Here is a 25,866-nt window from a genome sequence, read left to right on the forward strand (position 1 = left end):
CGACGTGGACGAGCACACGGGTGCGGCGGCTCTGCCGCACCCGTGTGCCCGAAGTCTTGCTACTACTGGAAGTTCACGTCACTGCACAGGTAGTACGCCTGGTCCATGTGGCTGGCCTGCCAGATCGTGAACACCACGTGGCGGCCGGTGCGGCTGCCCGCGTTCACCTGGGCCTGGTACAGGCCCGTGGTGCCGTAGCGACCGGTCGAGGTGACCAGCTCCAGGTCGCTCCAGCGCAGCGGCGTGGTCGCCGTGTTCACGCCCTGGCGGGTGATGTAGATGCGGAGGTAGTCCGCACCGTGCCTCGCCTGGTCCGTGATCGTGAGGGTGAACTGGCGCGGCTTGTTGGCGGTGTTCCACGCGCCGACCGTGTCGAGCGCGCGGTAGCGGCCGCTCTCGGCCAGACCACCACTGCACAGCTGGCCGTTCGGCAGGGCGCCCTGGTGGTTGCCGCCGACACCGTTGCGGTACAGGCCGTTCCAGTTCCACATCGCGTTCGGGTCGGCCTTCCAGGCCTGAGCGCACATGGGATCGGTCTGGCCCATGTTCGGGTTCAGGTGGTCACTACCCCAGCGCTGGTGGCAGCCGTAGTTGCGCGACGGCGGGTCCGTGACCGAGCCGTGTGCGCTTGCGACGCCTGATGCTCCCACCAGGACCACGACGCTGGCGGCGAGGACCGCCAGGACCGAGCTGAAGACGCCGATCACCGAGCGGAGTCTGAAGGTCATCTGTTGTCCTCCACGTTGAGGATTTACCGACTACCGGGCTGGGAGCGCTCCCAGATCCCAAGGTAGCGAACCGGGCACAATCTGTGAACCCCATCCGAGCACGAAGCTTCCCCGCCCCGAAAGCACCCCCAACCGGCCCAACCCACCCCCCCAAACGCGAGAGTCCAACCTCCAGTCCCCGAGAGTCCTACGTTCAGAACGCGCGTGTCCTACGTTCAGGACACGCGTGTCCTACGTTCGGAACACCCGAATTCAACGCTCAGGACACCGCCGCGATCAGCGGTAATAGCCCGCCACCGGCACGCTGGCCTCCTCCAGCAGCGCCGGCCCCTCCTGCGGCACGGGGGCGAACCCGCCACCCGGCTTCAGGGCGTTGAGCTGCTCGGTCGACAGCGCGAACACCACCCGCCCCAACCCCGACCGCTCGATCGCCCCGACGCACATCCCGCACGGCTGGCAGCTGGTGAACATCGTCGTCCCCGCCGCCACCTCCGGCGTGAGCGACCGGGCCGCCCACCGCGCCAGCTTCAACTCCGGGTGCGCGGTGATGTCGTCGTCGGTGAGGCTGGTGTTGCGCTCCTCCACCAGCACCGCCCCGTCCGGCCCCACCAGCAGCGACCCGAACGGCGGGTTGCCCGCCGCACGCGCCTCCGCCGCCAGTTCGATCGCCCTGTGCAAGCTCATCGGAACTCCTTCCGCACGGTGGCCAATGCCTGCCACGCGATTTCCGGCTCGACCGTCTCCTGTGGATCGCCGACGAACGGGTCCAGCACCACCGCCCGCGCCCCGAGCGAACGCAACTCCACCAGATCACCCACCACCTGCGCGACGGTCCCCTCACCCAACCGCCGCTCCGGCCCCGCCTCGTCGGCCGTGATGTGCAGCAGGATCCGAGGAGTCAACGCGGGCAACGGTTTCCCCTCCGCCGCCGCGATGACCTCCAACCGCCCCACCGCCTCCCGGAACCCCGCGGGCGTCAGCCGCAGCCCGTGCCAGGCGTCCCCGAGCCGCACGGCCCGTCGCAGCGCCGCGTCGGAGTGCCCGCCCACCCAGATCGGGATCCGCCCGGCCCGGTAGTCGGACTCCTCCCGCCACGCCGCCCGCACCACCCGCAGCCCTTCGTCGGTCAACCGACCCCGGTCGCCGAACGGCACACCCAGCGCCTCGTACTCCTGCCGGGCCCACCCCACGCCGACCCCGAGCACGAACCGCCCGCCGGACAGCTCGTTCAGGTTCGCCGCCATCCGCGCCACCAGCAGCGGGTGCCGGTACGGCAGCACCAGCACGGTGGTGCCGAGCCGGATCCGCGAGGTCACCCCCGCCAGCCACGACAACGCGGTGAACGGCTCGTAGAACGGGGCCGGGTACTGCGCGGCCACGTCCGGCGTCACCGCCACGTGGTCGGACACCATCAACAGGTCGAAACCCAGGCCCTCGACCGTCCGCGCCCAGTTCCGCAGCACGTCCGGCGAGGTTCCAGGGCCGAAGTTCGGGACGTTCACACCGATCTGCACGTGATCAAGACTAGGCGGCGACACCGCCGTGCTGAAGAGACTTCGCCCGGTCTACAGGCCTGTACGCCGTGGATTCCCCGGTAAACTGCCCCGGTGACCGGGAACCTCGATCCGACCGACTGGGCCATCCTCGACGAGCTCCAACGGGACGGCCGGATCGCGCTCAGCGAGCTGGGCCGCCGGGTCAACCTCAGCGCGTCGGCGACCACCGAGCGCGTGCGCAGGCTGGAGTCCACCGGCGTGATCACCGGCTACCGGGCCCAGGTCGACCTGGCCAAGGCCGGCTACGCAGTGCTCGCCGTCGTCCGCCTGAAGTACCCGGGCAACCGGCACGAGCCGCTGCACGCGCTGCTCGCCGAACGGCCCGAGATCCTGGAGTGCCTGCGCACCACCGGCGACGACTGCTACACGCTCAAGGTCGCCGCCACGTCCATGCCGCACCTGGAGCACGTGGTCAACGACCTGACCGGCTTCGGCAGCACGACCACCAACATCGTCTACAGCCAGACCCTGCCGTACCGGGGCGTGTCCCGAACCTGAGGACACACCCCGGTCGCGACTACCGCCAGGCCACGGCGGGCAGGCACTTCGCCGGGTCGAGGTCGCGCGCGCCCGCGACGATCACCCCGTCCGGGCGCACCCAGCACCTGGTCGCGTCCCACTGGTTGCGCCACTCGCCGAGCAGGGCGCCCTGCGCGTCGTACGCGTGCACGACCCCCATCTGATCCCACCCGTCCGGCGGCACCCAGTCGGACGGGTGCGCGATGCGGGCCACGAACGTGCCGTTGGCGATCCGCGCCTCCACCGACCGCCCGCCGTGCAGGTAGACGACCTTGGCGACCTGCCCGGTCACCCGGCCCACCGCCATGTCGTACCCCGCCCGGCCCGCGTGATCGGCCTTGCCGCCGTCGCCGCCGGCCGCCGAGGCCAGGCCGTCGAGCGCCAACGCGCCCGGCAGCCACCCGGGATCCCGGACCGCCGCGGCACTCGCGTTGTACGGCATGGTCGGCCCGTCGACGGTGCAGCCGAGCTGCTCGCTCGCGGTGTAGAGCAGGGCGAAGGTGCCCACCTCGTCGGTGAGGTACTGGTACAGGGTGGCCTTGCCCTGCCGCAACGTGCTGTCCAGGCAACCCTGCTCGATCTCGGCGACCCGTTGCGGCGACAGGCCGGGGACGACCGGTCCTCGCCACGCCGGTGAGGTGGACGTGGTGGTGGTCACCGCGACCGGGTCGCCGACCGCGGCGTCGCCGCCGGTCTGCCGCCACGGCGCGACGACCGCGACCAGCGCGACCACGGCCGCCGTCGCGAGGCCCGCGACGATCAGGGGCGCGAACCGGACGGCCCGGCGACCGCCGGTGACCTCCTGTTCCAGCCGTGCGCGCAGCTGTGCCCGGCGGTGCGGCGGCAGGTCCCGGGCCGGGGGGAGTGTGGTGTTCAACGGTCCTCCAGGGTGAGCGCGGGGACGGCGACGACCGGCGCCGGGCCGAGCCTGCGGGTCAGCCGGGCCTTCGCCTTGCTGACCCTGGCCCGGACGCTCCCCTCGGCGATGCCGAGCACACCGGCGGCGTCGGCGTACGACACGCCGGACCACACGCACAGCGCGAGCGCTTCCCGTTCGTTGCGCGGCAGTTCCGCCACGGCGGCCAGCAGCACCGCCATCCGCCGCTGGTCGTCGACCCGTTCGGCCACCTGGTCGGCGTGGTCGGGCACCGAGGTCTCCACCGGGGCCCTGCGCAACAGGCGCAGCCGCCGGGCCACCGTGCGCCGGTCACTGCGCACCACGTTCGTGGCCACGGCCAGCAGCCACGGCAGGGCCGAGTCGTGCTCCAGCCGCAGCCGATCACGCTTGCGCCAGGCCACCAGGAACGTGTTCTGGAGGTGGTCCTCGGCCGCCGCCCACGACGCGGTCAGCCGGAAGCAGTGGTTGTAGACCGCCTTGGCGTGCCGGTCGAACAGCACGCCGAAGGCGGGTCCACTCCCTGCCGCGGCCTGTGACCACAGGGTGCGGTCGTCAGGGTCATCGGTCGTCATGTCCCACTTGTGCCCGCCGGTCGAGGAGGTGTTGCCTCCCGCGTCCCGAGCGACGTGCACCAGGCCTTACGCGCTCGCGGAGTGCGGGCAGGTGTCGCGGTACTCCGAGATCGCCGTGCCGCGCGGCGCGGGGCAGAGGAACTGCTCGTACCGCACGTCGTTGTCGATGAACCGCTTCAGCCACGAGATGCTGTACTTCGCGATCGTCGTGTTCGAGCTGTTCGGCGCGTAGTGGCTGGCGCCGGCCAGCTCCAGGTAGGCCTTGTCCAGGGTGGACGGCAGGCCGGTGTAGAACCGCTCGGAGTGCGACGAGACGGACGCCACGGAGTCGTTCTCCGCGCCCACGATCAGGGTCGGCGTCTGCACGGTCGACCACGTCTTCGTGGTGTTCCAGGCGGTCAGGGGGATAGACGCCTGCAGGCTCGGCCGGTCCTTGGTGGCTTCCAGCGCGCCACCGCCGCCCATCGAGTGGCCCATCACGCCGAGGCGGGTGGCGTCGATGCGGGCGCGCACGCTGCTGCTGGTCGTCAGGTGGTCCAGCGCGGCCAGCAGCTGGTCGCCGCGCGAGGCGGGCTGGTCGTAGCGGGAGTTGGTGTCGATGATGAAGATGACGAAGCCCTGCGAGGCCAGGCGCGGGCCGAGCCAGGACAGGCTGGACTGGCTCGCGGTGTAGCCGGGCGAGACCGCGACCGCGCCGAACGTGCCCTCCGCGGTGCTGGTCGGGTAGTAGATCGTGCCGCCGCCGAAGCCGCGCACGCTCGTCGCGGACACCGTGGTCTGGCTGGTCGCGAACGGGCCGCGGGTGGCCTCGATGCTCGCCGTGGTGGGGGCGGGGCCCCGCTCGTACGGGTTCTCGGCGGCCTGCGCGACCGCGCCGGAAGTGGTGAGGGCGACCGTCGCGATCAAGATCAGGGCGCGACGGGACAGGGGTGACCTCAAGGACATGATTGTGCTCTTCCCAGCGGTGGTAAGGACCTGGCGGAGAAAGTCCTGTGTGGACTGCACTTACCGGTTCGGAGTCTGGCCCACTACCTACTCGCGGGTCAAGTAGTGCTCGGCCGCCGTCTCACCTGGTCGTCGCGGCGACGGCTCGGCCGGTACCGGGAACAACCCCGGGACCGAAACGCCCACCTGCGAGGAAGCGCTCCCACGAAGGTCTTGACCACGGCCGGTGCGGTCACCAGGATCGGGCGCGACAGAGCCGTCGCACCAGCAGACGAACGGAACCGCCGATGCCCCGCAGACACCTGAGCGCCGCGCTGGCCGCGGTGCTCGCCGCCGGTCTCATCACCGCAGGCGCGGCAGGCGCCGCCCCGGGGACGGCCGCGCGCCAACCGGTCATCGGTGAGCCGCGCACCGAGCACGGCTGCGCCCGGATCGAGCACGACCTCCCCGAACTGGCCCAGTGGCCGAGGGTCGACAGCCGGGTCAAGTCCAACCCGGCCGACGAACGGCGGGTCAAGCGGATCCTGGCCGGTATGACGTTGGCCGAGAAGGTCGGCCAGATGACCCAGCCGGAGATCGGCGCGATCACCCCGGACGAGGTGCGCGAGTACGGCATCGGCTCGGTCCTCAACGGCGGCGGCTCGTGGCCGAACCGCGACAAGCACGCCGCGCCCGAGGCGTGGCTGGCCCTGGCCGACGCCTATTGGGACGCGTCCAAGGCCAGTCGCACGCAGGTGCCCGTGATCTGGGGCATCGACGCCGTGCACGGCAACAACAACGTCTACGGCGCCACGGTCTTCCCGCACAACATCGGCCTCGGCGCGGCGCACGACCCCTGCCTGATCAGGGACATCGGCAAGGCGACCGCCGAGCAGATCCGCGCCACCGGCCAGGACTGGGCGTTCGCGCCGACGCTGGCCGTGCCGCTGGACGACCGGTGGGGCCGCACGTACGAGGGCTTCTCCGAGGACCCGCGCATCACCCGCGCGTACGGCTACGAGGCCACCCTGGGTCTTCAGGGCAACGGCAAGCGGCGGGTCGGCGTGCTCGCCACCGCCAAGCACTTCATCGGTGACGGCGGCACGATCGGCGGCAAGGACCAGGGCGTCAACCCGTCCTCCCAGGCCGAGATGATCAACGTGCACGGCCAGGGCTACTACGGCGCGCTCGCCGCCGGCGCCCAGACCGTGATGGTGTCGTTCAACAGCTGGACCAACGAGGAGCTGGGCATCACCGAGGGCAAGCTGCACGGCAGCAAGCTCGCGGTGAACGACATCCTCAAGGGCAAGATGGGCTTCGACGGCCTGGTGGTCTCGGACTGGAACGGCATCGGCCAGGTCGCGGGCTGCACCAACTCGTCCTGCCCCCAGGCGATCAACGCGGGCATCGACGTGGTGATGGTGCCCAACGAGTGGCAGGCGTTCATCGCCAACACGATCGCCCAGGTCGAGGGCGGCCAGATCCCGATGGCCCGCATCGACGACGCGGTCACCCGCATCCTGCGCGTCAAGCTGCGCTCGGGCGTGCTGGACGGTGAGAAGCCGTCGCAGCGCGACCACGCCGGCTCCGCGGACGCGCTGGAGGCGCGCAAGCTGGCGCGTGAGGCGGTGCGCGAGTCGCAGGTGCTGCTCAAGAACGACAACCGGGTGCTGCCGCTGAGCCCGCGGTCGAAGGTGCTGGTCGTGGGCAAGAGCGCGGACAGCATGCAGAACCAGACCGGCGGCTGGACGTTGACCTGGCAGGGCACCGGCAACACCAACGCCGACTTCCCGAACGGCACCACCGTCCTGGGCGGGCTGCGGGAAGCGCTCGGCGCGGAGAACGTGGTGTTCAGCGAGACCGGCGACGTCGACCCGGCCGGGTTCGACGCGGTGGTCGCGGTGATCGGCGAGACCCCGTACGCGGAGGGCGTCGGCGACCTCGGCAAGCGCTCGCTGGAGGCGGCGAAGCTGTACCCGAACGACCTGGCCGTGCTGGACAAGGTCAGCGGCAAGGGCGCGCCGGTCGTGACGGTGTACGTGTCCGGCCGTCCGCTGCACGTCAACAAGGAGCTCAACCGCTCGGACGCGTTCGTGGCGGCGTGGCTGCCCGGCACCGAGGGCGGCGGCGTGGCCGACCTGCTGGTCCGCGGCAGGCACACGTACCCGGGCTTCACCGGCGAGTTGTCGTTCTCCTGGCCGCGCAGCGCCTGCCAGACCCCGCTGAACGCGGACGGCGACCCGCTGTTCAAGCCGGGGTACGGCCTGCGGAACTGGCAGACCGGCAACGTCGGCCGGCTCGACGAGACCTCGCCCGAGTTCGGCTGCTCCGGCAACGGCGGCGGTGGCACCGCGACCGAGGACCTGGAGGTCCACGTGCGGACCGACGTGGCGCCGTACAAGAGCTTCATCGGTTCGCCGGACAACTGGGGCGGCACCGAGCTCGGCCCGGACGGCGAGGCGGCGCACGGCTCGATCAACGTCGTGCCGGCGGACGTGAACGTGCAGGGCGACGCGATGAAGACGACGTGGACCGGCACCGGGCCGGGTCAGGTCTACGCGCAGGACCCGGCGGGCGGCAGCGACCTGCGCGGGTACCTCAACGCCAACGCGGCGCTGGTGTTCGACGTGATCGTGCACCAGGCACCCGCCGCGCGGACCGTGGTGAGCGCGCACTGCCAGTACCCGTGCTTCGCCGAGGTCGACGCGACCGGGCTGTTCGGCGGGCTGCCGACCGGCGTGAAGTCGACGGTGAAGATCCCGATCTCGTGCTTCGCCAACGGCGGGCTCGACCTGGAGAACGTCAACACGCCGTTCCTGGTCTACACCGAGGGCGCGTTCCAGGCGTCGTTCGCGAACGTGCGCTGGGTGCCCAAGGCGGCCGCCGACCCGGATGCCAGGACGTGCGCTGAACTGGGCTGATCCGCTCCTGCTGATCGCGCACGGGGGCGGGCCGCGACCAGGCCCGCCCCCTGTCCGCTGTCCGTACTGACTCAGTACCCGACGGTGAACCGCTGCCGCCGGTGCCTCGGCGTCTCCGCCTCGTCCAGCAAGGCGACCGCCAGGTCCTCCACCGAGATCGTCGTGCCCACCTGGTCGTCACCGCCGAGCCGGAAGGCGCCGGTCCGCTCGCCGGGCTCCAGCACGACGGGCGGGCTGAGGTAGGTCCAGTCCGCGGCCCGGTCGGCCAGGCACACCGCCAACTGCTCGGCGCACGCCCGCGCGATCGGCTTCAGCGCGTCCGGGAAGTCGGGCGCCTCCTCGACCGTGTGACCCGCGGGCGTGACGAGCGTGGCCGCGCCGCCCACGACGAGCAGCCGCACCCCCAGCCGCGCCGTGCCCGCGAGCAGCGCACGGGTGGCCGCGACCAGTTCGGCCTCCTGCCCCGGTGCCGGCCGGGTCGCGCTGATCACCAGGTCACGGCCCGCGCCGAGCCGCACGACGTCCGCGACGGCACGCGCGTCGCCGACCTCACTGCCCGGACCGGGCCGACGGCTGACGGGCGTGACCTCGTGGCCGCGCCGCCGGGCCTCCTCGACCACCCTGCCGCCGACGCCGCCGAACGCGCCGAACACCGTGATCCGCATGGCTTTCCCCCTTCGGTTCGACTGGTTTCCGCTGTGCCACGACGAGCGCGCCCAGCACGACCACCGCGCCGAGCACCTGGGACGCGGTCAACCCCTGGTCGAGCACCAACCACCCGACGAGCGTGGCGACGACCGGGCTGAGCAGGCCGAGGAACGTCACCTGGGTGGCCTGGAGCACCCGGATGCCGCGGAACCACAGGGCGTAGGCCAGCGCGCCGCCGATGATCCCGAGGTAGGCGAAGCCGCCGACGTTCGTCGCGGTGAGCGCCGGCGGCGGGCCTTCGACCAGCAGCGTCACCGGCAGCAGCACCACACCGCCCGCCACCAGCTGCCACCCGGTGAGGGCCAGCAGCGGTGCCGGTGACGTCCAGCGCTTGCTCAGCACCACGCCGGCCGCCATCGCGACCGCGCCGCCGAGCGCGGCCGCCACGCCGACCGCGTCGAGCCGCGCGTCGGCCCGCAGCACGAGCAGCGCGACGCCGACCATGCCCGCGACGGCGGCGAGCGCCGTGCGCGTCGTCATCCGCTGCCCGAGCAGCAACGCCGCGAGCCCCGCCACCACCAGCGGCTGCACCGCGCCGACGGTCGCCGCGACACCGCCGGGCAGCCGGTACGCGGCCAGGAACAGCAGCGGCAGGAAGATCCCGATGTTGAGCGTGCCCAGGACCAGCGACCGCCACCACCAGTCGCCGCGCGGCAGCTGCCGCGTGATCGCGACCAGCACCAACCCGGCTGGCAGCGCCCGCAGCAGGCCCGCCAGCAGCGGCCGGTCCGGCGGCAGGTACTCGGTGGTGACGAAGTAGGTCGTGCCCCACACGGCGGGGGCGAACGCGGTCACCCATTTGCTTAGCACTAAGACAAAGTAGCTCATCGCTAAGCTATCTCCGCAGTGACTTACCTCACCGCTAAGCTAGTTGGATGGCAGACCACGTGGACCTGGTCCTCGGCCAGTGGCAGGCGCAGCGCCCGGACCTGGACGTCTCACCGATGGCCGTGATCGGCAGGCTCAGCCGCCTCGCGCGCCTGGTCGACGGCGAGCTGGGCAAGACGTTCGCCGCGCACGACCTGGACCGCGCCTCGTTCGACGTCCTGGCCACCCTGCGCCGCAGCGCGCCGCCGCACCGGCTGACCCCGACCGAGCTGATGCGCGCCTCGATGGTCACCTCGGGTGCCGTCACTCAGCGGCTCGACCGCCTCGAAGCGCGCGGTCTCGTCGCCAGGACCCCCAACGAGCACGACGGCCGGGGCGTGGTCGTCGCGCTCACGGACGCGGGGCGGGACCTGATCGACCGGACTCTGCCGGACCACTTGGCCACCGAGAACCGGCTGCTCAGCGCGTTGTCCCAGCGTGAGCGCACGGCGTTGGCGGCCACCTTGAAGCAGGTGCTGGAGTCGCTCGGAGACAAGTGAGCGGTGCTCACTTGAGACGCGGCACGACTGTGTTGCGCCAAGTTTCTTCACTTACCAAACTTACGGCGCTATCGTGCGTTCCCAGCGAATGCCGCTCAACGCCGAGAGGTTCGGTAGCCATGAGAAGACGTCCCACCGCCAGACGCGTGACCGCCGCGGTCGTCACCGCGGCCCTGCTCGGCACCACGGCCACGACCACGGCCTCCGCCGCGCCGGACGAGCGGCACCACCGGCCGGAGACGGTGAAGATCTCCGACCAGGACGCCACCCCGCAGACCCGGTCCCTGTTCTCGTACCTGCGCGAGCAGCAGGGCAAGGGCGTGCTGTTCGGCCACCAGCAGACGACCGAGTTCGGCGTCACGTGGGACGAGTCCACCGAGACCGACGGGCTGAAGTCCGACGTCAAAGCGGGCGTCGGCGACCACCCGGCGCTGTTCGGCTGGGACACCGGCCACCTCGGCCACGGCTCCTCGCCCGGCGACCCGGCCCCGGAGGAGAACTTCCAGGCCACGGTGAAGCTGATCGAGACCGCGCACAACGAGATCGGCGGCGTGCACACGCTCGCGTCCCACATGGACAACTTCGTCACCGGCGGGGACTTCTACGACACCAACGGCGACGTCGTCACCCGCATCCTGCCCGGTGGCGACCACCACGCGCAGTTCAACGCCTACCTCGACCGCGTCGCCCGCCTCGCGCACGAGGTCGACGACGCCGACGGCAACCCGATCCCGATGATCTACCGACCGTTCCACGAGAACAGCGGCTCGTGGTTCTGGTGGGGCGCGGCGCACGCGTCACCGGCGAAGTACATCGAGCTCTTCCGGTACACCGTCGAGTACCTGCGTGACGTCAAGGACGTGCACAACTTCCTGTACGCGTACTCGCCGGGCGGCGGCTACGGCGGCGTGGACGACGTCTACATGCGCACGTACCCGGGCGACAACTACATCGACGTGTTCGGCATCGACAGCTACGACGGCAGCAACGCGTCGCAGCAGTGGCTGAACGGCGTCGTGGCCGACCTGGGCATGATCGCGCGCATCGCGCAGGAGAAGGGCAAGGTCTCGGCGTTCACCGAGTACGGCATCAGCGGCGCGTTGAAGCCCAACGGGCAGAACGGGAACCTGAACTGGTTCACCGCGATGTTCAACGCCATCAAGGCCGACCCGTGGGCCAGCCGCAGCGCGTTCATGCTGACGTGGGTGAACTTCGGCACCGAGCAGTTCTTCCTGCCCTACCCGGCGACCGCCACCGAGCCCGAGCACGAGTTGCTGCCCGACCTGCGGCGGCTGCACGACGACCCGTTCGCGGTGTTCAGCTCGGAGCTCGACCTGCGCGACGTCTACGGGCGCAAGGTGAAGGCCGCGGCGCACCAGCCGTTCCTGCACGTCGTGTCGCCGCCGGACGGGGAGCGGATCACCACGCCGACCACGACGGTCCGCGTGCGACTGCTCGACGCCAAGCCCGCCGTCGTCTACTACACCGTCGGTGACGACCCGACCAGGCACCTGTTGAGGCTGGACCGGCGCACCGGGTACCACACCGGGACGTGGCACATCGGCGCGGAGAACCTGACGAACAAGGTCACGCGGCTCAAGGTGACCGCGTTGACGCCGACCGGCAAGCCGCTGGTGGTGACCAACCGGGTCATCCTCGGCGCGAAGCCGCCGCTCGCGCCCGGCGTGGTGGACGACTTCGAGGGTCACGTGGACGACGTGGCGTTGGGCGCGGAGTACAGCCCGTACGGGACGAACCGGATCTCGCTGGCGGCGGAGAACGGCGGCAAGGCGCTCAGGTTCGACTACGACTTCGCCTTCCAGACCTACACCGGTGTGGGCAAGCGGATCTCGGGTGACTGGTCGACGTACACGGGCTTGTCGTTCTGGCTGCGGCCCGACGGGTCGAACCACAAGCTGGTGCTCCAGCTCAACGCCGGTGGGGTGGCGTACGAGGCGTACCCGTCGATGGCGGGCACTGCCGCCGGCGTGGTGACGATCCCGTTCGCGGACTGGCGACCGGCGCCGTGGGACACCGGCAACGCGCACCGGCGGATCACGCCGGAGGACCTGGAGAACCTGTCCCAGTTCAACGTCTTCATCAACCAGGTCGAGGGCAACCCCGTGGTGAGCGGGACGTTCTACCTGGACGACATCCGGGCGAGCTGACCCCGCCCCTTGACCCCGCCCCCTTGACCCCGCCCGCGTGCGCCGCCCGTGCCCGGCGCGCACGCGGGCGGTTCCATTCGGCCGATTGTCACGACCGCCCGCGTTCGGTTGGCTTGGGGTGTCGATGATCCGATGGGGGACAACCGTGACGCAACGACGCTTCGCCCTGGCCGGCGCGCTCCTCCTCACCGCCGCCCTCCTCCCGGCCGCCCCGGCATCCGCTTCCGACGTGAGCCCGCACTGCCAGGAACCGGGCTACTGCCTGTTCTCCGGCAGCTCGTTCACCGGCACCCGCGCGGTCCTGCCCGCTGCCTACGGCTGCCACCCCGTCAGCGACCTCGGCTTCACGACGGCCCGTTCGGCGGCCCGCGGCTTCGGCGACGGCAGCGGCCTGGTGCTCTACTCGGACACCACCTGCACCACCCGTGCGGCCACCGTTTACCACGAGGTCCCCACCACCACCGCCAAGTCCTACCGCCACCTCCCCATCCCCACCTGACCCCGAGAGTCCAACCCCCACCCCGCGAGAGTCCAACGTTCAGAACGCGCGTGTCCTACGTTCGGAACACCCGAATTCAACGCTCAGGTTCATCCGGGCACGGGCGGACGCGGCCTCCGGACGTTCCGAGCGTTGAACTCACGCGTTCTGAACGTAGGACTCTCGCGTTCTGAGTGTTGGACTCTCGCGTTCTGGAGGTAGGACACGCGAGTGGGGGCTAGAGGGTGTGGGTCCAGTCGGCGACGGCGCGGTGGTAGTCGGGGGCGTCGGGCGCGTAGTTGATCGAGTGCCCGTACCCGTCGAGCAGGTAGGTGTGCAGCCGCGCCGGGCCGGAGGAGTACGGCGCCTCCGAAGCGCGCAACGCCTGCGCCGACGTGCAGTCGCTGCCCGGCGGCCACCCGCAGAAGCTGGTGTCACGAGCGCCGCGCCCGCCGGCGTGCACAGCCTGCCGTGCACGGCAGGCGGCGTGCCGAGCACCGCCACCGGCACGCGCAAGTCCTCACACGTGACCGACGCGGCGCTCGCGGTTGCGGGCACCAGCCCGATCGACGCGGTGAGCAGGGCGACCGCGGACAACCGCGAACGCGACCAACGCACGACTGACAACTTCCGGGGGAGTCAACGGGGAACCGCCGTCATCAGCAGACCGCTGGGGTAGGCGGCGGAGGTGAACCTGGTGCGCACGGGCTTGCCGGGCACCGGCACGAGCCGCCACCGCGACAGCACGGTGGCGAGGGTGATCACGATCTCGGTCTGGGCGAACACGTTGCCCAAGCACTGGCGCGCACCCGCCGCGAACGGCACGAACGCGCCGCGCGGCACCTCGGTGGACGCGGACAGCCACCGGTCGGGGTCGAACCGGTGCGGGTCGGGGAAGGACGCCGGGTCGTGGTGCAGGGCGTGCGGGTTGACGATGACCTCGGCGCCCACGCCCAACTCCACCCCGTCGAGGTCGACCGGCGCGACGGTCCGGCGCATGAGGATCCAGATCGGGTACATCCGCAGCACCTCGTTGACCACGGCGGCGGTGTACGTCAGCCGGGGCACGTCGGTGAAGGTGATCGGCCGCCCGCCCAGCACCTCGGCGACCTCGGCGACCTCGGCGACCACCCGCCGTTCGACTTCCGGGTGCCGCGCGACCTCGTGGAACGCCCAGGTCAGCGCCAGCGCCGTGGTCTCGATGCCCGCGGTGAGCAGGGTCAGCACCTCGTCGTAGGTCTGCTGGTCGGTCATCCCGCGGCCGGCCTCGTCCTGCGCCCGCAGCAGCACCGACAGCAGGTCGCCGCGGTCCCGGCCGCCCTCCGCGCGCCTGCTCGCGATGACCTCCAGCACGATCGCGCGCATCCGCGCGATGGCCCGGTCGAACTCGCGGTTGCCCGGCAGCGGGAGCCTCTCCACGAACGACGGCGCCAACGCGCGCACCATCCCCTGCTTGATCACCACGAACACCGACCGCCGCACCTCGGCGATCACCCGCTGCCCCAGCTCGGTGGAGAACAACGCCTCGCCCACCACCGTCACCGCGAGGCCCTGCATGTCGTCCTCGACCACCCGCACCTCGCCGGGCGTCCACGACCGGGTCAGCGCGGCGGCCGCGCGCTCCATCGTCCCGGCGTAGCCGGAGATGCGCTCGCGGTGGAACGCGGGCTGCATCATCCGCCGCTGCCGCAGGTGGAACGCGCCGTCGGAAAGCACCAGGCCATTGCCCAGGTACGGGCGGAACTTGTCGAACATCGCACCTTTGCGAAAACGCGGACCATCGGTGACCAGGACTTGGTGCACAAGCCGAGGACTGGTCACGAAAAACGTGGACAACGGACCGAGGTCCACTCTTACCACATCGCCGTGATCGCGCAGTGATGAGGTGAACCGGTGCCGTCGGCGCATCATCTCCACCGAGTGCCCGAGGAACGGGATGCGGCCGGGCGCCACCGGGACATCCACGTCCGCTCCTCTCGGCCCCCGAAAGGGACGGCTCACGATAGGGCCCGTTCGGCGGCGGCTGACAGAGTCCATTCGGGTGGGGTTGGTGTCACACCGATGGCTGGCTGCGTGTTACTACCCGCCCGTGTCAACCGGGCGTTCCTCGGCCGCGTCGCATCCCGACCGTCGGCAACGTGCACGAGGTCGCCCAGGCAGCGGTGGGATCCCGCGTGGTGCACGCCGACATGCGCGAGCCGAACTCCGTGCTGGGCAGCGACGCTGAACATGCTGGTCTACGCGGGGGTCGGCCGAAAGGGATGAATTCTCGTCGGCGAAAGTCACGGTAAGTGTTCGTGATTCACACGTCCGGTCGAGTCTTGGCCAGTGGGGGGTGGGTAAACTGCCGCCGACCTCAATATCACGGCAAGGCAACGGGAATGTCGATCCCCACTCAAAGACCAGCGGCCGTGCCACCACCCGAACGTGGTCGCGAGCTCTTGGCGCGGAAGTGGTCGTACCTGCTCAGCGGAGTCGTCGTCATCCCGCTGGGCAGGAACGAACTCGACCGTGAAATGCGCGAGCGCCTCGACGAGCTGTGCGCGGCGGTGCACGACGAGTCGTCCACCGAGCCCTCGTCGGCCCGACCGGTCGAGCGGATCGGCGAACGGCTCGTCGGACTGGGCTACGTCACCGAGGACGGCTTGCGCGTCACCCTCGACGTGCTCGGGAAAGGGCTGCTCGCGCTGCCGGAGTTCCAACCCGTCGAGCGCTACGCCAGGGGGATCGTCACGGTCCTCGGCTCGATGTCGGCCGGGTTCCTGGCGGCGAGCAGGCGGGCGGTGTTCGAGCAGCAGGAGGTCATGCAGCTGTCGCTGCTCAAGGCGGTGCGTGACGCGCAGTGGAACCTGAGGGAGAGCGAAGCCCGGTTCGAGGAGGTCGTCACGTCGTCCGCCAGCGGGATCCTGGTGGTCGACCTGGACGGGCGGCTGGTGCGGGCCAACGCCGCGATCGGCGACATCCTCGGGTACACCACCGAGGAGCTGACCGGCTTCGCCCTGGACGAGCTCGTGCACCCGGACTCGGCCCGCGTCCTCGCCGAGGCGATGCGGGCGCTGGTGGACGGCGGGCAGGAACGGGTCCGGCAGCCCCAGCGGCTGCTGCGCAAGGACGGCGACGTCGCGCGGATCTCGTTGACGGTGTCGCTGGTGCGGGGCGCCGACGACCAACCGGGGCACTTCGTCGCCGTGGTCGAGGACGGCACCGAGCTGATGCTGTTGCAGTCGGAGCTGAACCGGCAGGCGTTGCACGACGTGTCGACCGGGCTGCCCAACCGGCAGTACTTCACCACCCACCTGGAGAGCGCGCTGCGCCGGGCCGACCCGGTGCGGGGTGTCAGCCTGTTCCACCTCGACCTCGACGCGTTCGGGATGGTGTGCAACAGCCTCGGCCGGCAGGCCGGTGAGCGGCTGCTCGTGCACGTGTCGCAGCGGTTGAAGGCCGCGGTGGCGCGGGAGAAGGCGATGATCGCCCGGTTCGACGGCGACGAGTTCGCCGTCCTGGTCGAGAACACCGCCACCACGCCGGACGTCGCCACCACCGTGGCCGAGATCAACCGCGAGCTGTCGGAGCCGGTGTACTTCGACGAACGCGGCTTGGCCGTGTCGGTCAGCGTCGGCGTGGTGCGCCGACCGCCGCCGGACTGGGGTCCCGCGGAGGTGATGCGCGCCGCCGAGCAGGCGTTGCGGCGGGCCAAGTCGGGCGGCCGCGGCCAGTGGGAGCTGTACCACCCCGGGCAGGACGCGACCGTGCGGCGGGCGGACGAGCTCGCCGTGACCATGCCCGGCGCGTGGGAGCAGGGCGAGGTCGAGGTGCGGTACCGGCCGGTGGTCGACCTGGCCGGGCGTGCGCTGGTCGGCGTGGAAGCGGGGCTGCACTGGGACCGCGGCGACGACTCGCTGGACCACTCGACGTGCGCGGCGTTGGCGGAGCGGAGCGGGTTGATCCTGCCGTTGGGCGAGTGGCAGCTGGCCACCGCGTGCGGCCAGGTGAGGTGGTGGGGACAGCGCTCGGGACGGGCCACCGTGCCGCTGCACGTGGGCTTGACCAGGCACCAGTCGCGTGACGGCGACCTGGTCCGCCGGGTGCGGCGGGTGCTGGACGACACGGGCCTGCCCGCGTCGCGGTTGACGGTCGGTATGCCGGTGGCGGTGTCGGCGGAGTCCGACGCCGTGGACAACCTGACCGTGCTGGCGGAGCTGGGCGTCGGCACGTCGTTGGACGACTTCGGGCTCGGCCCGGACGACCTGGCGGTGGCCGCGGAGCTGCCGGTCAGGTCGGTGCGGGTGGCGCGGCGGCTGGTCGAGCGGCAGGCGCGGGGCGAGGCGGAGTTCCTGGCGGACCTGGTGCCGTTGGCCCGGCGGGCCGGCGTCGAGGTGCTCGTCGACGGGCTGGCGACGCGCGAGCAGGCCGAGTGGTGGCGCGCCGCGGGCGTGGCCGCCGGCACCGGTTCGTTCTTCGGCGACCCGATGCCCGGCGGTGCGTTCGACAGTCCGATCGAATGGTACGACTAGCGGTACGAACGGCCCCTACCCGGGACGGCTTGGAATCACCCCTTCACAGCGAGTTTCCTTACCGTTACAGTTCTGGGAGCGCTCCCAGTCCAGTTCCGGTCAGTGTGGACCACGCGACGGGCGGCCTCCGGCAGGCAGGTCGACGTGGTCCCGCTCGCGAAGGAAGTGATGTGGATGACGGAACTCTCGTCCCGTCCGGATGCGCCCGCGAACGCCTTGCGGACGCTGAGCATCCCCCTCCTGCGGGGTTCGCTCGGCGTGGTCTTCGTCTGGTTCGGCGCCCTCAAGGTGACCGGCACGACACCGGTGGCCGAGTTGGTCGCGCAGACCGTCCCGTGGCTCGACCCGGGCGTCTTCGTGCTCACGCTCGGAGTGGTGGAAGTGGCGCTGGGGATCGCCCTGGTGGTGGGTCGCCGGTTGCGCTGGGTGGCGTTGCTGGTGGTGCTCCACCTCGTCGGCACGTTCTCCACGCTCGTCGTGCAGCCGTCCGTCGCGTTCCAGACGGGCAACCCGCTGCTGTTGACCATGACTGGTGAGTTCGTGGTCAAGAACCTGGTCCTGATCACCGCAGGCCTCGCGGTCATGTCGGCCGACGCACCCGTGCGGCAACGGGTGGCGCGGGCCGGGTCGCGCGGGCGGTGATCCCGCGGTGCTGCGGGGCCCCGACCGGCCCCGCAGCACCATCACCCCGGGTCGCCGCGGCGGGCCAGGTACGCGGCCACGCCGTCGAAGTAGAGGTTCAGGCCGAACGCGAAGTCGGCGTCGACCTCCCGGTCGTCGTACAGGTTGTCCAGGTCGAACACGCCCGCGTCGACCACGCGGCCGAGCGCGGGCATCCGCCGGGGGTCGACCAGCAGCCGCAACGCCCGCGCGTACGCCCGCCCGAACGCCTCGGGGTTCTCCCGGAACCCCACCGCCAGCTCCGCGGTCAACCGCACCTCGCCGTGCACGAGCGTCAGCAGCCCCATCACCACGCCGACCTTCTCGTCCTCCCGCAGCGGTGTGGCGGCCAGCGCGGCCAGCGCGCGGTCGAACCACGCCAGGTTCTTCGGTCCGAGCGGCGGCCCGTCCATCGGGATCCGGGCGAACCACGGGTGCTTGCGCAGGGTGGCGAGCACGCTGTACGTCCACACCGTGAGCCCGTCGCGCCAGTCGCCGTGCGCGGGCAGTTCCGGCGGGTCGTCCAACGCGGCGTCGGCCATCAGCTTGAGCAGCGCGTCCTTGCTGTCCACGTGCCGGTAGAGCGCCATCGTCGAATTGCCGAGCTCCTGGGCCACCCGTGCCATGGACACCGCGCCGAGCCCTTCGGCGTCGGCGACGGTGATCGCCGCCCGGGTGATCTCGCCGACCGTGAGCGCGGGTTTGCGACCACGTCGCGGTGTCTCGCGCAGGCCCCAGAGCAGGGCGATCTCCGCCGGTAGGCGGTCGTCCTCGGTCATCTCCACCCTCTCGTCGCCGCGCCGGTCGAGTCTAGGGCTTCCATCGGAAACTGCGTATGAGCTACGCTCTTTAGCGTACCTGATACACATAAGGGGGCAGTGATGATCGTCGAGGCGACCGGCCTGCGCAAGGCGTACGGCTCGACCGCGGTGCTGGACGGGATAGACCTGGAGGTCGCCGAGGGGTCGGTCTTCGCGTTGCTCGGTCCCAACGGCGCGGGCAAGACGACCACGATCCGGATCCTGTCCACGCTGTCGCGCCCGGACGGCGGGCGGTTGCGGGTGGCCGGGTTCGACGTGGTCCGCGAACCGGCCAAGGTGCGCGGCGTGATCAGCCTGACCGGCCAGTACGCCGCCGTGGACGCCGAGCAGACCGGCCGGGAGAACCTGGTCATGGTCGGCAGGCTCATGCACCTGGGGCGGTCGGCGGCGAAGGTCCGCGCCGCCGAGCTGCTGGAGCGGTTCGACCTCGTCGCCGCGGGCGACCGCCGGGTCAAGACCTACTCCGGCGGCATGCGGCGGCGGCTGGACCTGGCGATGAGCCTGGTCGCGGCGCCGAAGGTGATCTTCCTGGACGAGCCGACCACCGGCCTGGACCCGGCCAGCCGCACGACCATGTGGGACGCCATCCGCGACCTGGTCCGCACCGGCACCACGATCTTCCTCACCACCCAGTACCTGGAGGAGGCCGACCGCCTCGCCGACCGGATCATGGTGCTGGACCGGGGGAAGGTGGCCGCCTACGGCACCGCGGACGACCTCAAGGCCAGGGTCGGCGGCGACCGGCTGGACCTGCGCTTCACCTCCGCCGCGGCGCTCGACGCGGCGACCGCGCTGCTCGGCGGCTTCGGCGACCACGAGCGGCTCGTGCTCAGCGTGCCGTCCGACGGCACCGCGACGCACCTGCACACCGTGCTGGACGACCTGCGCGCCGCCGCCGTGGTGCCGGCCCAGGTCTCCTCGCACCGCCCGACCCTCGACGACGTCTTCCTCGCCCTCACCGCCCGGGAAGGGGTGGCCGCATGAGCCACGCGATCGCCGACTCGATGACCATGATCGGCCGCAGCATCAGGCTGGGCAGGCGCAACGTCGACACGCTGATCATGTCCATCGTCCTGCCGCTGCTGATGATGGCCCTGTTCGTGTACGTCTTCGGCGGCGCGATCAACACCGGCACCGGCTACATCAACTACGTGGTGCCCGGCATCATCCTGCTGTGCACTGGTTACGGCGCCGCGGCCACCGCGATGTCCGTGGCCGACGACATGACCAGCGGCATGATCGACCGGCTGCGCTCCATGCCGATCCGCAGCTTCGCGGTGCTGACCGGGCACGTGACCGCGAGCCTGGCCCGCAACGCCCTGTCCACCACCATCGTGGTGGGCGCGGCGATCGCGATGGGCTTCCGCCCGTCCGCGTCCCCGCTGGAGTGGGTCGCGGTGGCCGGGCTGCTCCTGCTCTACGTGCTGGCGCTGTCGTGGCTGGCGGCGGGGCTGGGCGCGGTGGCGAAGTCGGTCGAGTCGGCCAGCGCGTTGAGCTTCTTCATGCTGTTCCTGCCGTACCTGAGCAGCGCGTTCGTGCCGACGCACACCATGCCGTCGTTCCTGCGGGGCGTGAGCGAGCACCAGCCGATCACACCCGTCATCGAGACCGTGCGCGGCCTGCTCACCGGCACGCCGATCGGCGACCAGGGCTGGATCGCGACCGCCTGGTCGGTCGGCCTGCTGCTCGCCTCGTTCGTCCTGGCCACCGCCCTCTACCGGCGACGCGTCAACGACTGAACCCCTCGCCGCCCCGGCACCCGCGCGGTCACGGTCCATTGTGGACTTGCCGGGTCCGGGGCGGCCCACACGGCTAGCATCGGCGCATGCCGGACAACGCCGGAGTGCCGCGCCGGGTCTTCATCAGCCACACCTCCGAGCTGCGCCGCTATCCGGCAGGCACGTCGTTCGTGGCCGCCGTCGAGTCCGCGATCACCCGAGCGGGCGACGTCGTCGCCGACATGAGGTACTTCGCCGCCCGCGACGAGCAGCCGGAGCAGGTGTGCCGCGACGCGGTGGCCGCCGCCGACGTCTACGTGCTGCTGGCCGGTTTCCGCTACGGCTCCCCGGTGCGCGGCCGGCCGGAGCTGTCCTACACCGAGCTGGAGTACGAGGCCGCGGGCGACGCGGGACTGCCCCGGCTGGTGTTCCTGCTGGACGACGAGGCGGAGGGTCCGGCCGGGCTGTTCCGCGACCCGCGGCACGGCGCGCGGCAGGAGGGTTTCCGCGAGCGCCTGCGCGACAGCGGCGTCACCGCGGCCGCGGTCTCGTCACCGGCCGAGGCGGAAACCGCCGTCTACCAAGCCCTGACCGAACTGCGCCGCCCGCACGGCCCGTCCGCCCGCGTGTGGAGCATCCCCGCACGCCTGACCCGCTTCACCGGCCGTGGGCAACTGCTGGACGGCCTCCGCAACGCGCTCCTGTCCCGCGTGCCCGCGGTGGTGCAGGCCGTGCACGGCATGGGCGGCGTCGGCAAGACCACCGCGGCCATCGAATACGCCCACCGCCACGCGGACGACTACGACATCGCCTGGTGGGTCCCGTCCGGAGCCGCCGAGCTGATCCCGGACCGGTTGGCCGAGCTGGCGAGGGCCTTGCGCCTGGCCGACCCCACCGAGACAGCCGACGTCGCGACAGCCCGGCTGAGGGGTGAACTCCGCATCCGCGACCGCTGGCTCGTCATCTTCGACAACGCCGAGAACCCGGCCGCGCTCGCCGAGTACCTGCCCACCGGGCCCGGTCATGTGGTGATCACGTCCCGCAACCCCGACTGGACCGACATCGCGCACCCCCTGGGCGTCGCCGAGTTCACCAGAGCGGAGTCGGTCCGCCTGCTGCGCGAACGGGCTCCGCTGACGGAACCGGACGCCGACCGGATCGCCGAGGCGTTGGGCGACCTGCCGCTGGCCGTCGACCAGGCGGCCGCGCTGCTGGCCGACACCAACCTCACCGCCGAGACCTACCTCGACCTGCTGGCCGAGCGGACCCACGACCTCCTCGCCCAGGGGCAGACGTCGGCGGGTGCCTCGTGGACGGTGGCGCTGGACCGCCTCGCCGCCGACGACCCGGCCGCGGTGCAGCTGCTCACCCTGGTCTCGTGGCTGGCGCCCGAGCCAGTGCCGTTGACCACGATCACCGAACAGCGCGAGCACCTGCCCGACCCGCTCGCGACCGCCGTCGCCGACCCGCTCGCGCTCGCCGCCACGCTCGGGACGATCCGCCGCCGCGCCATGGCCCGCGTCAGCCCCGACAGCCTGCACCTGCACCGGGTGCCCGCCGCGCTGCTGCGCGCCCGGTCGGAGCAGAGCTGGGCCGACGTCGCGCTCCGAGTGGTGTTCGCCGCCGCACCCGGAGATCCGTGGAACAACCCGGCGGAGTGGCCGGTCTGGCGGCAACTCCTACCGCACGTGCTGACCGCCGCCGACCTGGGTCGGGACTTCGACCTGGTCCTGGGGCTGGTGGAGCGAGCAGCGTCGTACCTGCGCGGCCGGGGCGAGCCCGGTCAGGCGCTACCCCTGCACGAACGCCTCCACGAGATGCTCCGCACGCGGTACGGCGACGACCACCGGAGAACCCTCGTGTCCGCTCGCAACCTCGCGAACTGCCTCTCCGACATCCGCGACTACCAGCGCGCCCGTGAGCTGCACGAGGCGACGTTGGCGCGCAGCAGGGCGGTGCTCGGTGAGCACGACGCGCACACCATGAACTCGATGAACGACCTCGCGACGGTGATGTGGAGGATGCGCGAGTTCGAGGCCGCTCGCGAACTGGGGGAGGAGGTCCTGGCCTACCGGCGGAGGGTGTTGGGCCAGGACGACGCGAGCACCCTCGTGGCGGCGAACAGCCTGGCGAACATCCTCCGGGCACTGGGCGAGGGGGAGCTCGCGCGGGAACTGCACGAGGACACCTTCAACCGTCGCCGCGGGCTCTTGGGCGAGGACCACCCCGACACCCTGGCGTCCGCGAACAACCTGGGGTTCGCCCTACAGGGGCTCGGCGAGTTGGAACGGGCTCGCGAGCTGCACGAGGACACGCTGGCGCGTTGCCGACGGGTGCTGGGCGAACGGCACCCGCGGGCGTTGCAGTCGGCCGGCAACCTGGTCAACACCCTGCGCGGCCTGGGCGAGCACGAGCGAGCCGACGCCTTGCAGAGCCGGACCGAGGAGCTCAGGCGCGACCCGTGAGCGCTACTCCTTCAGCCGGTGCACGACGACGAACCCGCCGTGCAGCGGCAAGTGCCGGCGTTGCTCGTCGGTGGCCACGTACTCGTCCAGCACGGCGCTGATCCGGCGGTCCAGCTCGACCACGTCCTCCGGCGACAGGTGCAGCGCGAACCGGGCGTAGGTCCGCACCGACTCGGGCCCGGCCTCCCGCAACTCCTCCTGGAACGCCTCCAGCGGCGCCGTGCTCGGCACCGGCCCGGTGTCGGCCAGCGGTCCGTCCAGCCACCAGGACACCCCGGTCGACCGGTAGGGCTTCTCCCACGCCCCGCCGGCGCCCGTGCGCACCTCGCCCGGCTCCAGGAAACCCGCCGACGCCAACTGCCGCACGTGGTAGAGCACGGTCCCGGGGTCGCGGCCCAACCGCTCGGCCAACTGCTTGTTGGTCAACTCCTGCTGCGCGCACAGCCGCAGGATCCGCAGCCGCAACGGGTGGGCCAGCGCTTTCGTCTCCTCGACCGTCGCCGGACGCCGTCGCCGATCAGCCATGCGCACAAACTTAGCCGACCGGTGGACCACTCCACCGATGGAGAAAACTCCACCGATGTGCGATCCTCGACCAATGGCACCGACGACACCCCTGGGCACGGCCTTCTGGCGCCTCTGGGCGTCGTCCGGCGTGTCGAACCTCGCCGACGGCACGTTCAAGGTGGCCCTGCCGCTGGTCGCCATCCAGACCACCCGCGAACCGACGTTGATCGCGGGCCTGGCGTTCGCCCTGACCCTGCCGTGGCTGGTCTTCGCGCTCCCGGCGGGCGCGTTGGTCGATCGCCTCGACCGCCGCCGCACCATGCTCAGGGCCAACGCGACCAGGGCGTTCCTGCTGGCCGTCCTCGCCGCCGCGGTGGCGTTCGGCTGGACGAACATCTGGCTCCTGTACGCGATCGCGTTCGCCGCGGGCATCGCCGAGACGCTCTACGACACCTCGGCCCACTCCCTGCTGCCGCAACTGGTCGACCGCGATCGCCTGCCCCGCGCCAACGCCCGCCTGTTCGCCGTGGAGCTCACCGCCAACGAGTTCGTCGGCCCACCGCTGGCCGGTCTGCTGGTCGCCGCGGGTGCGTTGGCCGCCTTCACCGCGCCCGCCGCGCTCTGGCTGGTCGCGTTGGCCGCCCTGTGGTCGGTCCGGGGCACGTTCAAGATCCACCGCGAGCACCGCACCACCCTGCGTGCCGATATCGCCGAAGGCCTGCGGTTCCTGGTGCGCCAACGACTGCTGCGCAGCCTCGCCGTCATGGTGGGCCTGTTCAACGTCGCCAACACCGCGTCGGGCGCGGTCCTCGTCCTGTACGCCGTGGGACCGGCGTCGGCGATGGGCCTGACCGGGCAGCTCTTCGGCCTGCTCCTCACCACCACGGCCATCGGCAGCCTGGTCGGTTCCCTGGCCGCCGAACGCGTGATCGCCGCACTGGGCCGCGGGCGTTCGCTGGCGGTCGGGTTCGCCACCGGGACCCTGATGGTCGCGGCACCGGCGGTGACCGCCAACCCGTACGCGGTCGCGGCCGCGTTCACGGTCGCGGGCGGCGGGATCGCGGTGCTCAACGTGGTCGCGGTCTCGCTGCGGCAGCACATCACGCCGGACCGCCTGCTCGGCCGCGTCAACAGCGCCTACCGCCTGGTCGCCTGGGGCACGATGCCGCTGGGCGCGGCGATCGGCGGCGCGCTGGGCCACGCGTTCGGCCTGCGCGCCGTCTTCGTGATCATGACCGCGGTCTCGCTCGTGACGCTCCTCGGCCTGACCACCGTCACCAACCGGAAGATCGAGCAGGCGGTGTCTTGATGCGGCTGCTCGCGACCTCGCGGGACAACTAGCCGGCGGCGGTGGCGGTGTGGGCCAAGGCCCGGAGGAACCAGTCGAACGCCTCCGCCGTGCTCTCCGGCGGCGGCCACCCGTTGACCACGGCCAGCAGTCGCAGGTAGCGCTCGCGGCGGGGGTCGTTGGCGGCTTGCAGCAGCGCCGCCAGCCGTTCGACCGGCACGGTCGGCAGCCGGGCCAGGACCGCCGCGACCACCCGACCGGCCTCCACCGACGTCGGCTCCACGGCCGCGGCCACCGCCGGGCCCACCGCGTCACGCACCACCGCCGCCGGATCGGGCCGCAGGCCGTCGCGGACCACGACGTGGTGCTCGGCCAGCCGCCGCACGCCCGCCCGGAAGCCCGGGTCCTGCGCGAGCCGCGCCAGCTCGACCCAGGCCTCGACCTGCGCGACCTCCGGCTGCTCGGGCAACTCCGGCGTAAAGGACCGCATGATCCCCGCGAAGGCGGGATCGTTCGCCAGTTCCCCGAACGCGCCGTCGAGGAACTCGCCGACGAGCTGCCGGCGACCGTCCTCGGAGAGCTTGGCCAGTCCGTGCACGAGACCCACCTCCTCGGGGCCGGCACCGCGCTCGGCCACGGCCACCAGCACCGCCCGGCGCAACCGCAGCACGCCGATCTGCGCCGCCAACGCCTCCGCGTGCGCCGCCGCCACCTCCGCCACCGTGAGCTCGCGGTCCAGCACCCGCCGGATCGTCGGCAGGTCCAGTCCGAGCTCGCGCAACGTCCGCAGGAGGTCGAGGCGGGCGACGGCGTCGTGGCCGTAGAGCCGGTAACCGGCGGGGCTGCGACCGGACGGCGGCACGATCCCCGCGTCGGAGTAGAACCGGATCGCCTTGACCGTCAGCCCGGTCCGCCGAGCCAGCTCACCGATCGTGAAGACCGCGTCGCCGTTCATGCGCACCACCCTCGTGCCTCCCCCTACCGGAGACTCAAGCCGGTTGCCCGAGGGGCCACCGGATTGTCGGTGTCGGGTGGGACGCTGCCCCCCGTGCGG

General features: G+C 71.6%; 24 protein-coding genes. 11 read left to right on the forward strand and 13 right to left on the reverse strand.

Annotated elements, in window-relative coordinates; all coding sequences use genetic code 11:
- Nucleotides 1-62 precede the first annotated feature (62 nt).
- The 3 genes from ACYVLT_RS18885 to ACYVLT_RS18895 all read right to left on the reverse strand — a co-directional run bounded on the left by ACYVLT_RS18885 (nt 63) and on the right by ACYVLT_RS18895 (nt 2,242).
- A complete protein-coding gene (locus ACYVLT_RS18885; protein ID WP_461121502.1) occupies nt 63-728 on the reverse strand; it encodes a lytic polysaccharide monooxygenase auxiliary activity family 9 protein in 666 nt (221 codons plus the stop codon).
- Between the two features lie 276 nt (nt 729-1,004).
- Nucleotides 1,005-1,412 (reverse strand): nucleoside deaminase, encoded by a 408-nt coding sequence (locus ACYVLT_RS18890; RefSeq protein ID WP_360446673.1) that lies wholly within the window; start codon nt 1,410-1,412, stop codon nt 1,005-1,007.
- Nucleotides 1,409-2,242 carry an LLM class flavin-dependent oxidoreductase gene (locus tag ACYVLT_RS18895; RefSeq protein ID WP_461121503.1) on the reverse strand — a complete coding sequence of 278 codons (834 nt, stop codon included), beginning with the start codon at nt 2,240-2,242 and terminating at the stop codon, nt 1,409-1,411. Before ACYVLT_RS18895 ends, ACYVLT_RS18890 begins: the two co-directional genes overlap by 4 nt.
- A 93-nt stretch (nt 2,243-2,335) precedes the next feature.
- On the opposite strand from ACYVLT_RS18895, the gene ACYVLT_RS18900 reads away from it, so the two are divergent.
- Nucleotides 2,336-2,782, forward strand: coding sequence for an Lrp/AsnC family transcriptional regulator (locus tag ACYVLT_RS18900; RefSeq protein ID WP_461121504.1), 447 nt, complete (start codon nt 2,336-2,338; stop codon nt 2,780-2,782).
- A gap of 19 nt (nt 2,783-2,801) precedes the next feature.
- Here the strand turns inward: ACYVLT_RS18900 and ACYVLT_RS18905 are convergent, their stop codons facing one another.
- The 3 genes from ACYVLT_RS18905 to bdeA form a co-directional block, all read right to left on the reverse strand.
- On the reverse strand, nt 2,802-3,680 hold the full coding sequence (locus ACYVLT_RS18905) for a hypothetical protein (protein ID WP_461121505.1): 879 nt from the start codon (nt 3,678-3,680) through the stop codon (nt 2,802-2,804).
- The gene (locus ACYVLT_RS18910; RefSeq protein WP_461121506.1) at nt 3,677-4,273 is read right to left on the reverse strand and encodes an RNA polymerase sigma factor; all 597 of its coding nucleotides are present in this window, start codon (nt 4,271-4,273) and stop codon (nt 3,677-3,679) included. Before ACYVLT_RS18910 ends, ACYVLT_RS18905 begins: the two co-directional genes overlap by 4 nt.
- A gap of 66 nt (nt 4,274-4,339) precedes the next feature.
- A complete protein-coding gene (bdeA, locus tag ACYVLT_RS18915) occupies nt 4,340-5,218 on the reverse strand; it encodes a bis(hydroxyethyl) terephthalate hydrolase (protein WP_461121507.1) in 879 nt (292 codons plus the stop codon).
- A gap of 287 nt (nt 5,219-5,505) precedes the next feature.
- On the opposite strand from bdeA, the gene ACYVLT_RS18920 reads away from it, so the two are divergent.
- The gene (locus tag ACYVLT_RS18920) at nt 5,506-8,118 is read left to right on the forward strand and encodes a glycoside hydrolase family 3 N-terminal domain-containing protein (protein ID WP_461121508.1); all 2,613 of its coding nucleotides are present in this window, start codon (nt 5,506-5,508) and stop codon (nt 8,116-8,118) included.
- Between the two features lie 71 nt (nt 8,119-8,189).
- Here ACYVLT_RS18920 and ACYVLT_RS18925 read toward each other — a convergent pair whose 3' ends face one another.
- Together ACYVLT_RS18925 and ACYVLT_RS18930 are read right to left on the reverse strand one after the other, a co-directional pair.
- Nucleotides 8,190-8,783, reverse strand: coding sequence for an NAD(P)-dependent oxidoreductase (locus ACYVLT_RS18925; RefSeq protein WP_461121509.1), 594 nt, complete (start codon nt 8,781-8,783; stop codon nt 8,190-8,192).
- Nucleotides 8,668-9,654, reverse strand: coding sequence for an EamA family transporter (locus tag ACYVLT_RS18930; RefSeq protein WP_461121510.1), 987 nt, complete (start codon nt 9,652-9,654; stop codon nt 8,668-8,670). The genes ACYVLT_RS18925 and ACYVLT_RS18930 overlap by 116 nt, the downstream gene beginning before the upstream one ends.
- Nucleotides 9,655-9,701: 47 nt before the next feature.
- On the opposite strand from ACYVLT_RS18930, the gene ACYVLT_RS18935 reads away from it, so the two are divergent.
- The 3 genes from ACYVLT_RS18935 (at nt 9,702) to ACYVLT_RS18945 (ending at nt 12,860) form a co-directional block, all read left to right on the forward strand.
- A complete protein-coding gene (locus tag ACYVLT_RS18935; RefSeq protein WP_461121511.1) occupies nt 9,702-10,193 on the forward strand; it encodes a MarR family winged helix-turn-helix transcriptional regulator in 492 nt (163 codons plus the stop codon).
- A 119-nt stretch (nt 10,194-10,312) separates the two neighbouring features.
- A complete protein-coding gene (locus tag ACYVLT_RS18940; RefSeq protein ID WP_461121512.1) occupies nt 10,313-12,361 on the forward strand; it encodes a glycosyl hydrolase in 2,049 nt (682 codons plus the stop codon).
- 145 nt (nt 12,362-12,506) lie between these two features.
- A complete protein-coding gene (locus ACYVLT_RS18945; protein WP_461121513.1) occupies nt 12,507-12,860 on the forward strand; it encodes a hypothetical protein in 354 nt (117 codons plus the stop codon).
- Nucleotides 12,861-13,077: 217 nt separating this feature from the next.
- Here ACYVLT_RS18945 and ACYVLT_RS18950 read toward each other — a convergent pair whose 3' ends face one another.
- Both ACYVLT_RS18950 and ACYVLT_RS18955 read right to left on the reverse strand, forming a co-directional pair.
- Complete coding sequence (locus ACYVLT_RS18950) at nt 13,078-13,302, reverse strand: hypothetical protein (protein ID WP_461121514.1); 225 nt, start codon at nt 13,300-13,302, stop codon at nt 13,078-13,080.
- 176 nt (nt 13,303-13,478) lie between these two features.
- Nucleotides 13,479-14,804, reverse strand: a complete 1,326-nt coding sequence (locus ACYVLT_RS18955; protein ID WP_461121515.1) for a cytochrome P450 — start codon at nt 14,802-14,804, stop codon at nt 13,479-13,481.
- Nucleotides 14,805-15,280: 476 nt separating this feature from the next.
- Here ACYVLT_RS18955 and ACYVLT_RS18960 point away from each other — a divergent pair, with 476 nt between their 5' ends.
- Together ACYVLT_RS18960 and ACYVLT_RS18965 are read left to right on the forward strand one after the other, a co-directional pair.
- Entirely contained in the window at nt 15,281-17,353 is a 2,073-nt protein-coding gene (locus tag ACYVLT_RS18960; protein WP_461121516.1) for a putative bifunctional diguanylate cyclase/phosphodiesterase, read from the forward strand.
- A 174-nt stretch (nt 17,354-17,527) separates the two neighbouring features.
- Nucleotides 17,528-17,995 (forward strand): DoxX family membrane protein, encoded by a 468-nt coding sequence (locus tag ACYVLT_RS18965; RefSeq protein ID WP_461121517.1) that lies wholly within the window; start codon nt 17,528-17,530, stop codon nt 17,993-17,995.
- A 41-nt stretch (nt 17,996-18,036) separates the two neighbouring features.
- On the opposite strand, the gene ACYVLT_RS18970 is transcribed toward ACYVLT_RS18965, so the two are convergent.
- Entirely contained in the window at nt 18,037-18,792 is a 756-nt protein-coding gene (locus ACYVLT_RS18970; protein WP_461121518.1) for a TetR/AcrR family transcriptional regulator, read from the reverse strand.
- 102 nt (nt 18,793-18,894) lie between these two features.
- Here ACYVLT_RS18970 and ACYVLT_RS18975 point away from each other — a divergent pair, with 102 nt between their 5' ends.
- From ACYVLT_RS18975 to fxsT, 3 genes are all read left to right on the forward strand, one after another.
- Complete coding sequence (locus tag ACYVLT_RS18975; protein ID WP_461121519.1) at nt 18,895-19,818, forward strand: ATP-binding cassette domain-containing protein; 924 nt, start codon at nt 18,895-18,897, stop codon at nt 19,816-19,818.
- The gene (locus ACYVLT_RS18980; protein ID WP_461121520.1) at nt 19,815-20,573 is read left to right on the forward strand and encodes an ABC transporter permease; all 759 of its coding nucleotides are present in this window, start codon (nt 19,815-19,817) and stop codon (nt 20,571-20,573) included. Before ACYVLT_RS18975 ends, ACYVLT_RS18980 begins: the two co-directional genes overlap by 4 nt.
- A gap of 86 nt (nt 20,574-20,659) precedes the next feature.
- The gene (fxsT, locus tag ACYVLT_RS18985; protein WP_461121521.1) at nt 20,660-23,017 is read left to right on the forward strand and encodes an FxSxx-COOH system tetratricopeptide repeat protein; all 2,358 of its coding nucleotides are present in this window, start codon (nt 20,660-20,662) and stop codon (nt 23,015-23,017) included.
- A gap of 3 nt (nt 23,018-23,020) precedes the next feature.
- Here the strand turns inward: fxsT and ACYVLT_RS18990 are convergent, their stop codons facing one another.
- Complete coding sequence (locus ACYVLT_RS18990; protein ID WP_461121522.1) at nt 23,021-23,542, reverse strand: ArsR/SmtB family transcription factor; 522 nt, start codon at nt 23,540-23,542, stop codon at nt 23,021-23,023.
- Nucleotides 23,543-23,615: 73 nt separating this feature from the next.
- Between ACYVLT_RS18990 and ACYVLT_RS18995 the strand changes: the two genes are divergently transcribed.
- On the forward strand, nt 23,616-24,833 hold the full coding sequence (locus ACYVLT_RS18995; RefSeq protein ID WP_461121523.1) for an MFS transporter: 1,218 nt from the start codon (nt 23,616-23,618) through the stop codon (nt 24,831-24,833).
- Nucleotides 24,834-24,861: 28 nt separating this feature from the next.
- Here ACYVLT_RS18995 and ACYVLT_RS19000 read toward each other — a convergent pair whose 3' ends face one another.
- A complete protein-coding gene (locus ACYVLT_RS19000; RefSeq protein ID WP_461121524.1) occupies nt 24,862-25,767 on the reverse strand; it encodes a MerR family transcriptional regulator in 906 nt (301 codons plus the stop codon).
- Nucleotides 25,768-25,866 lie beyond the last annotated feature (99 nt).

The sequence above is a fragment of the Saccharothrix stipae genome, from assembly GCF_054781895.1.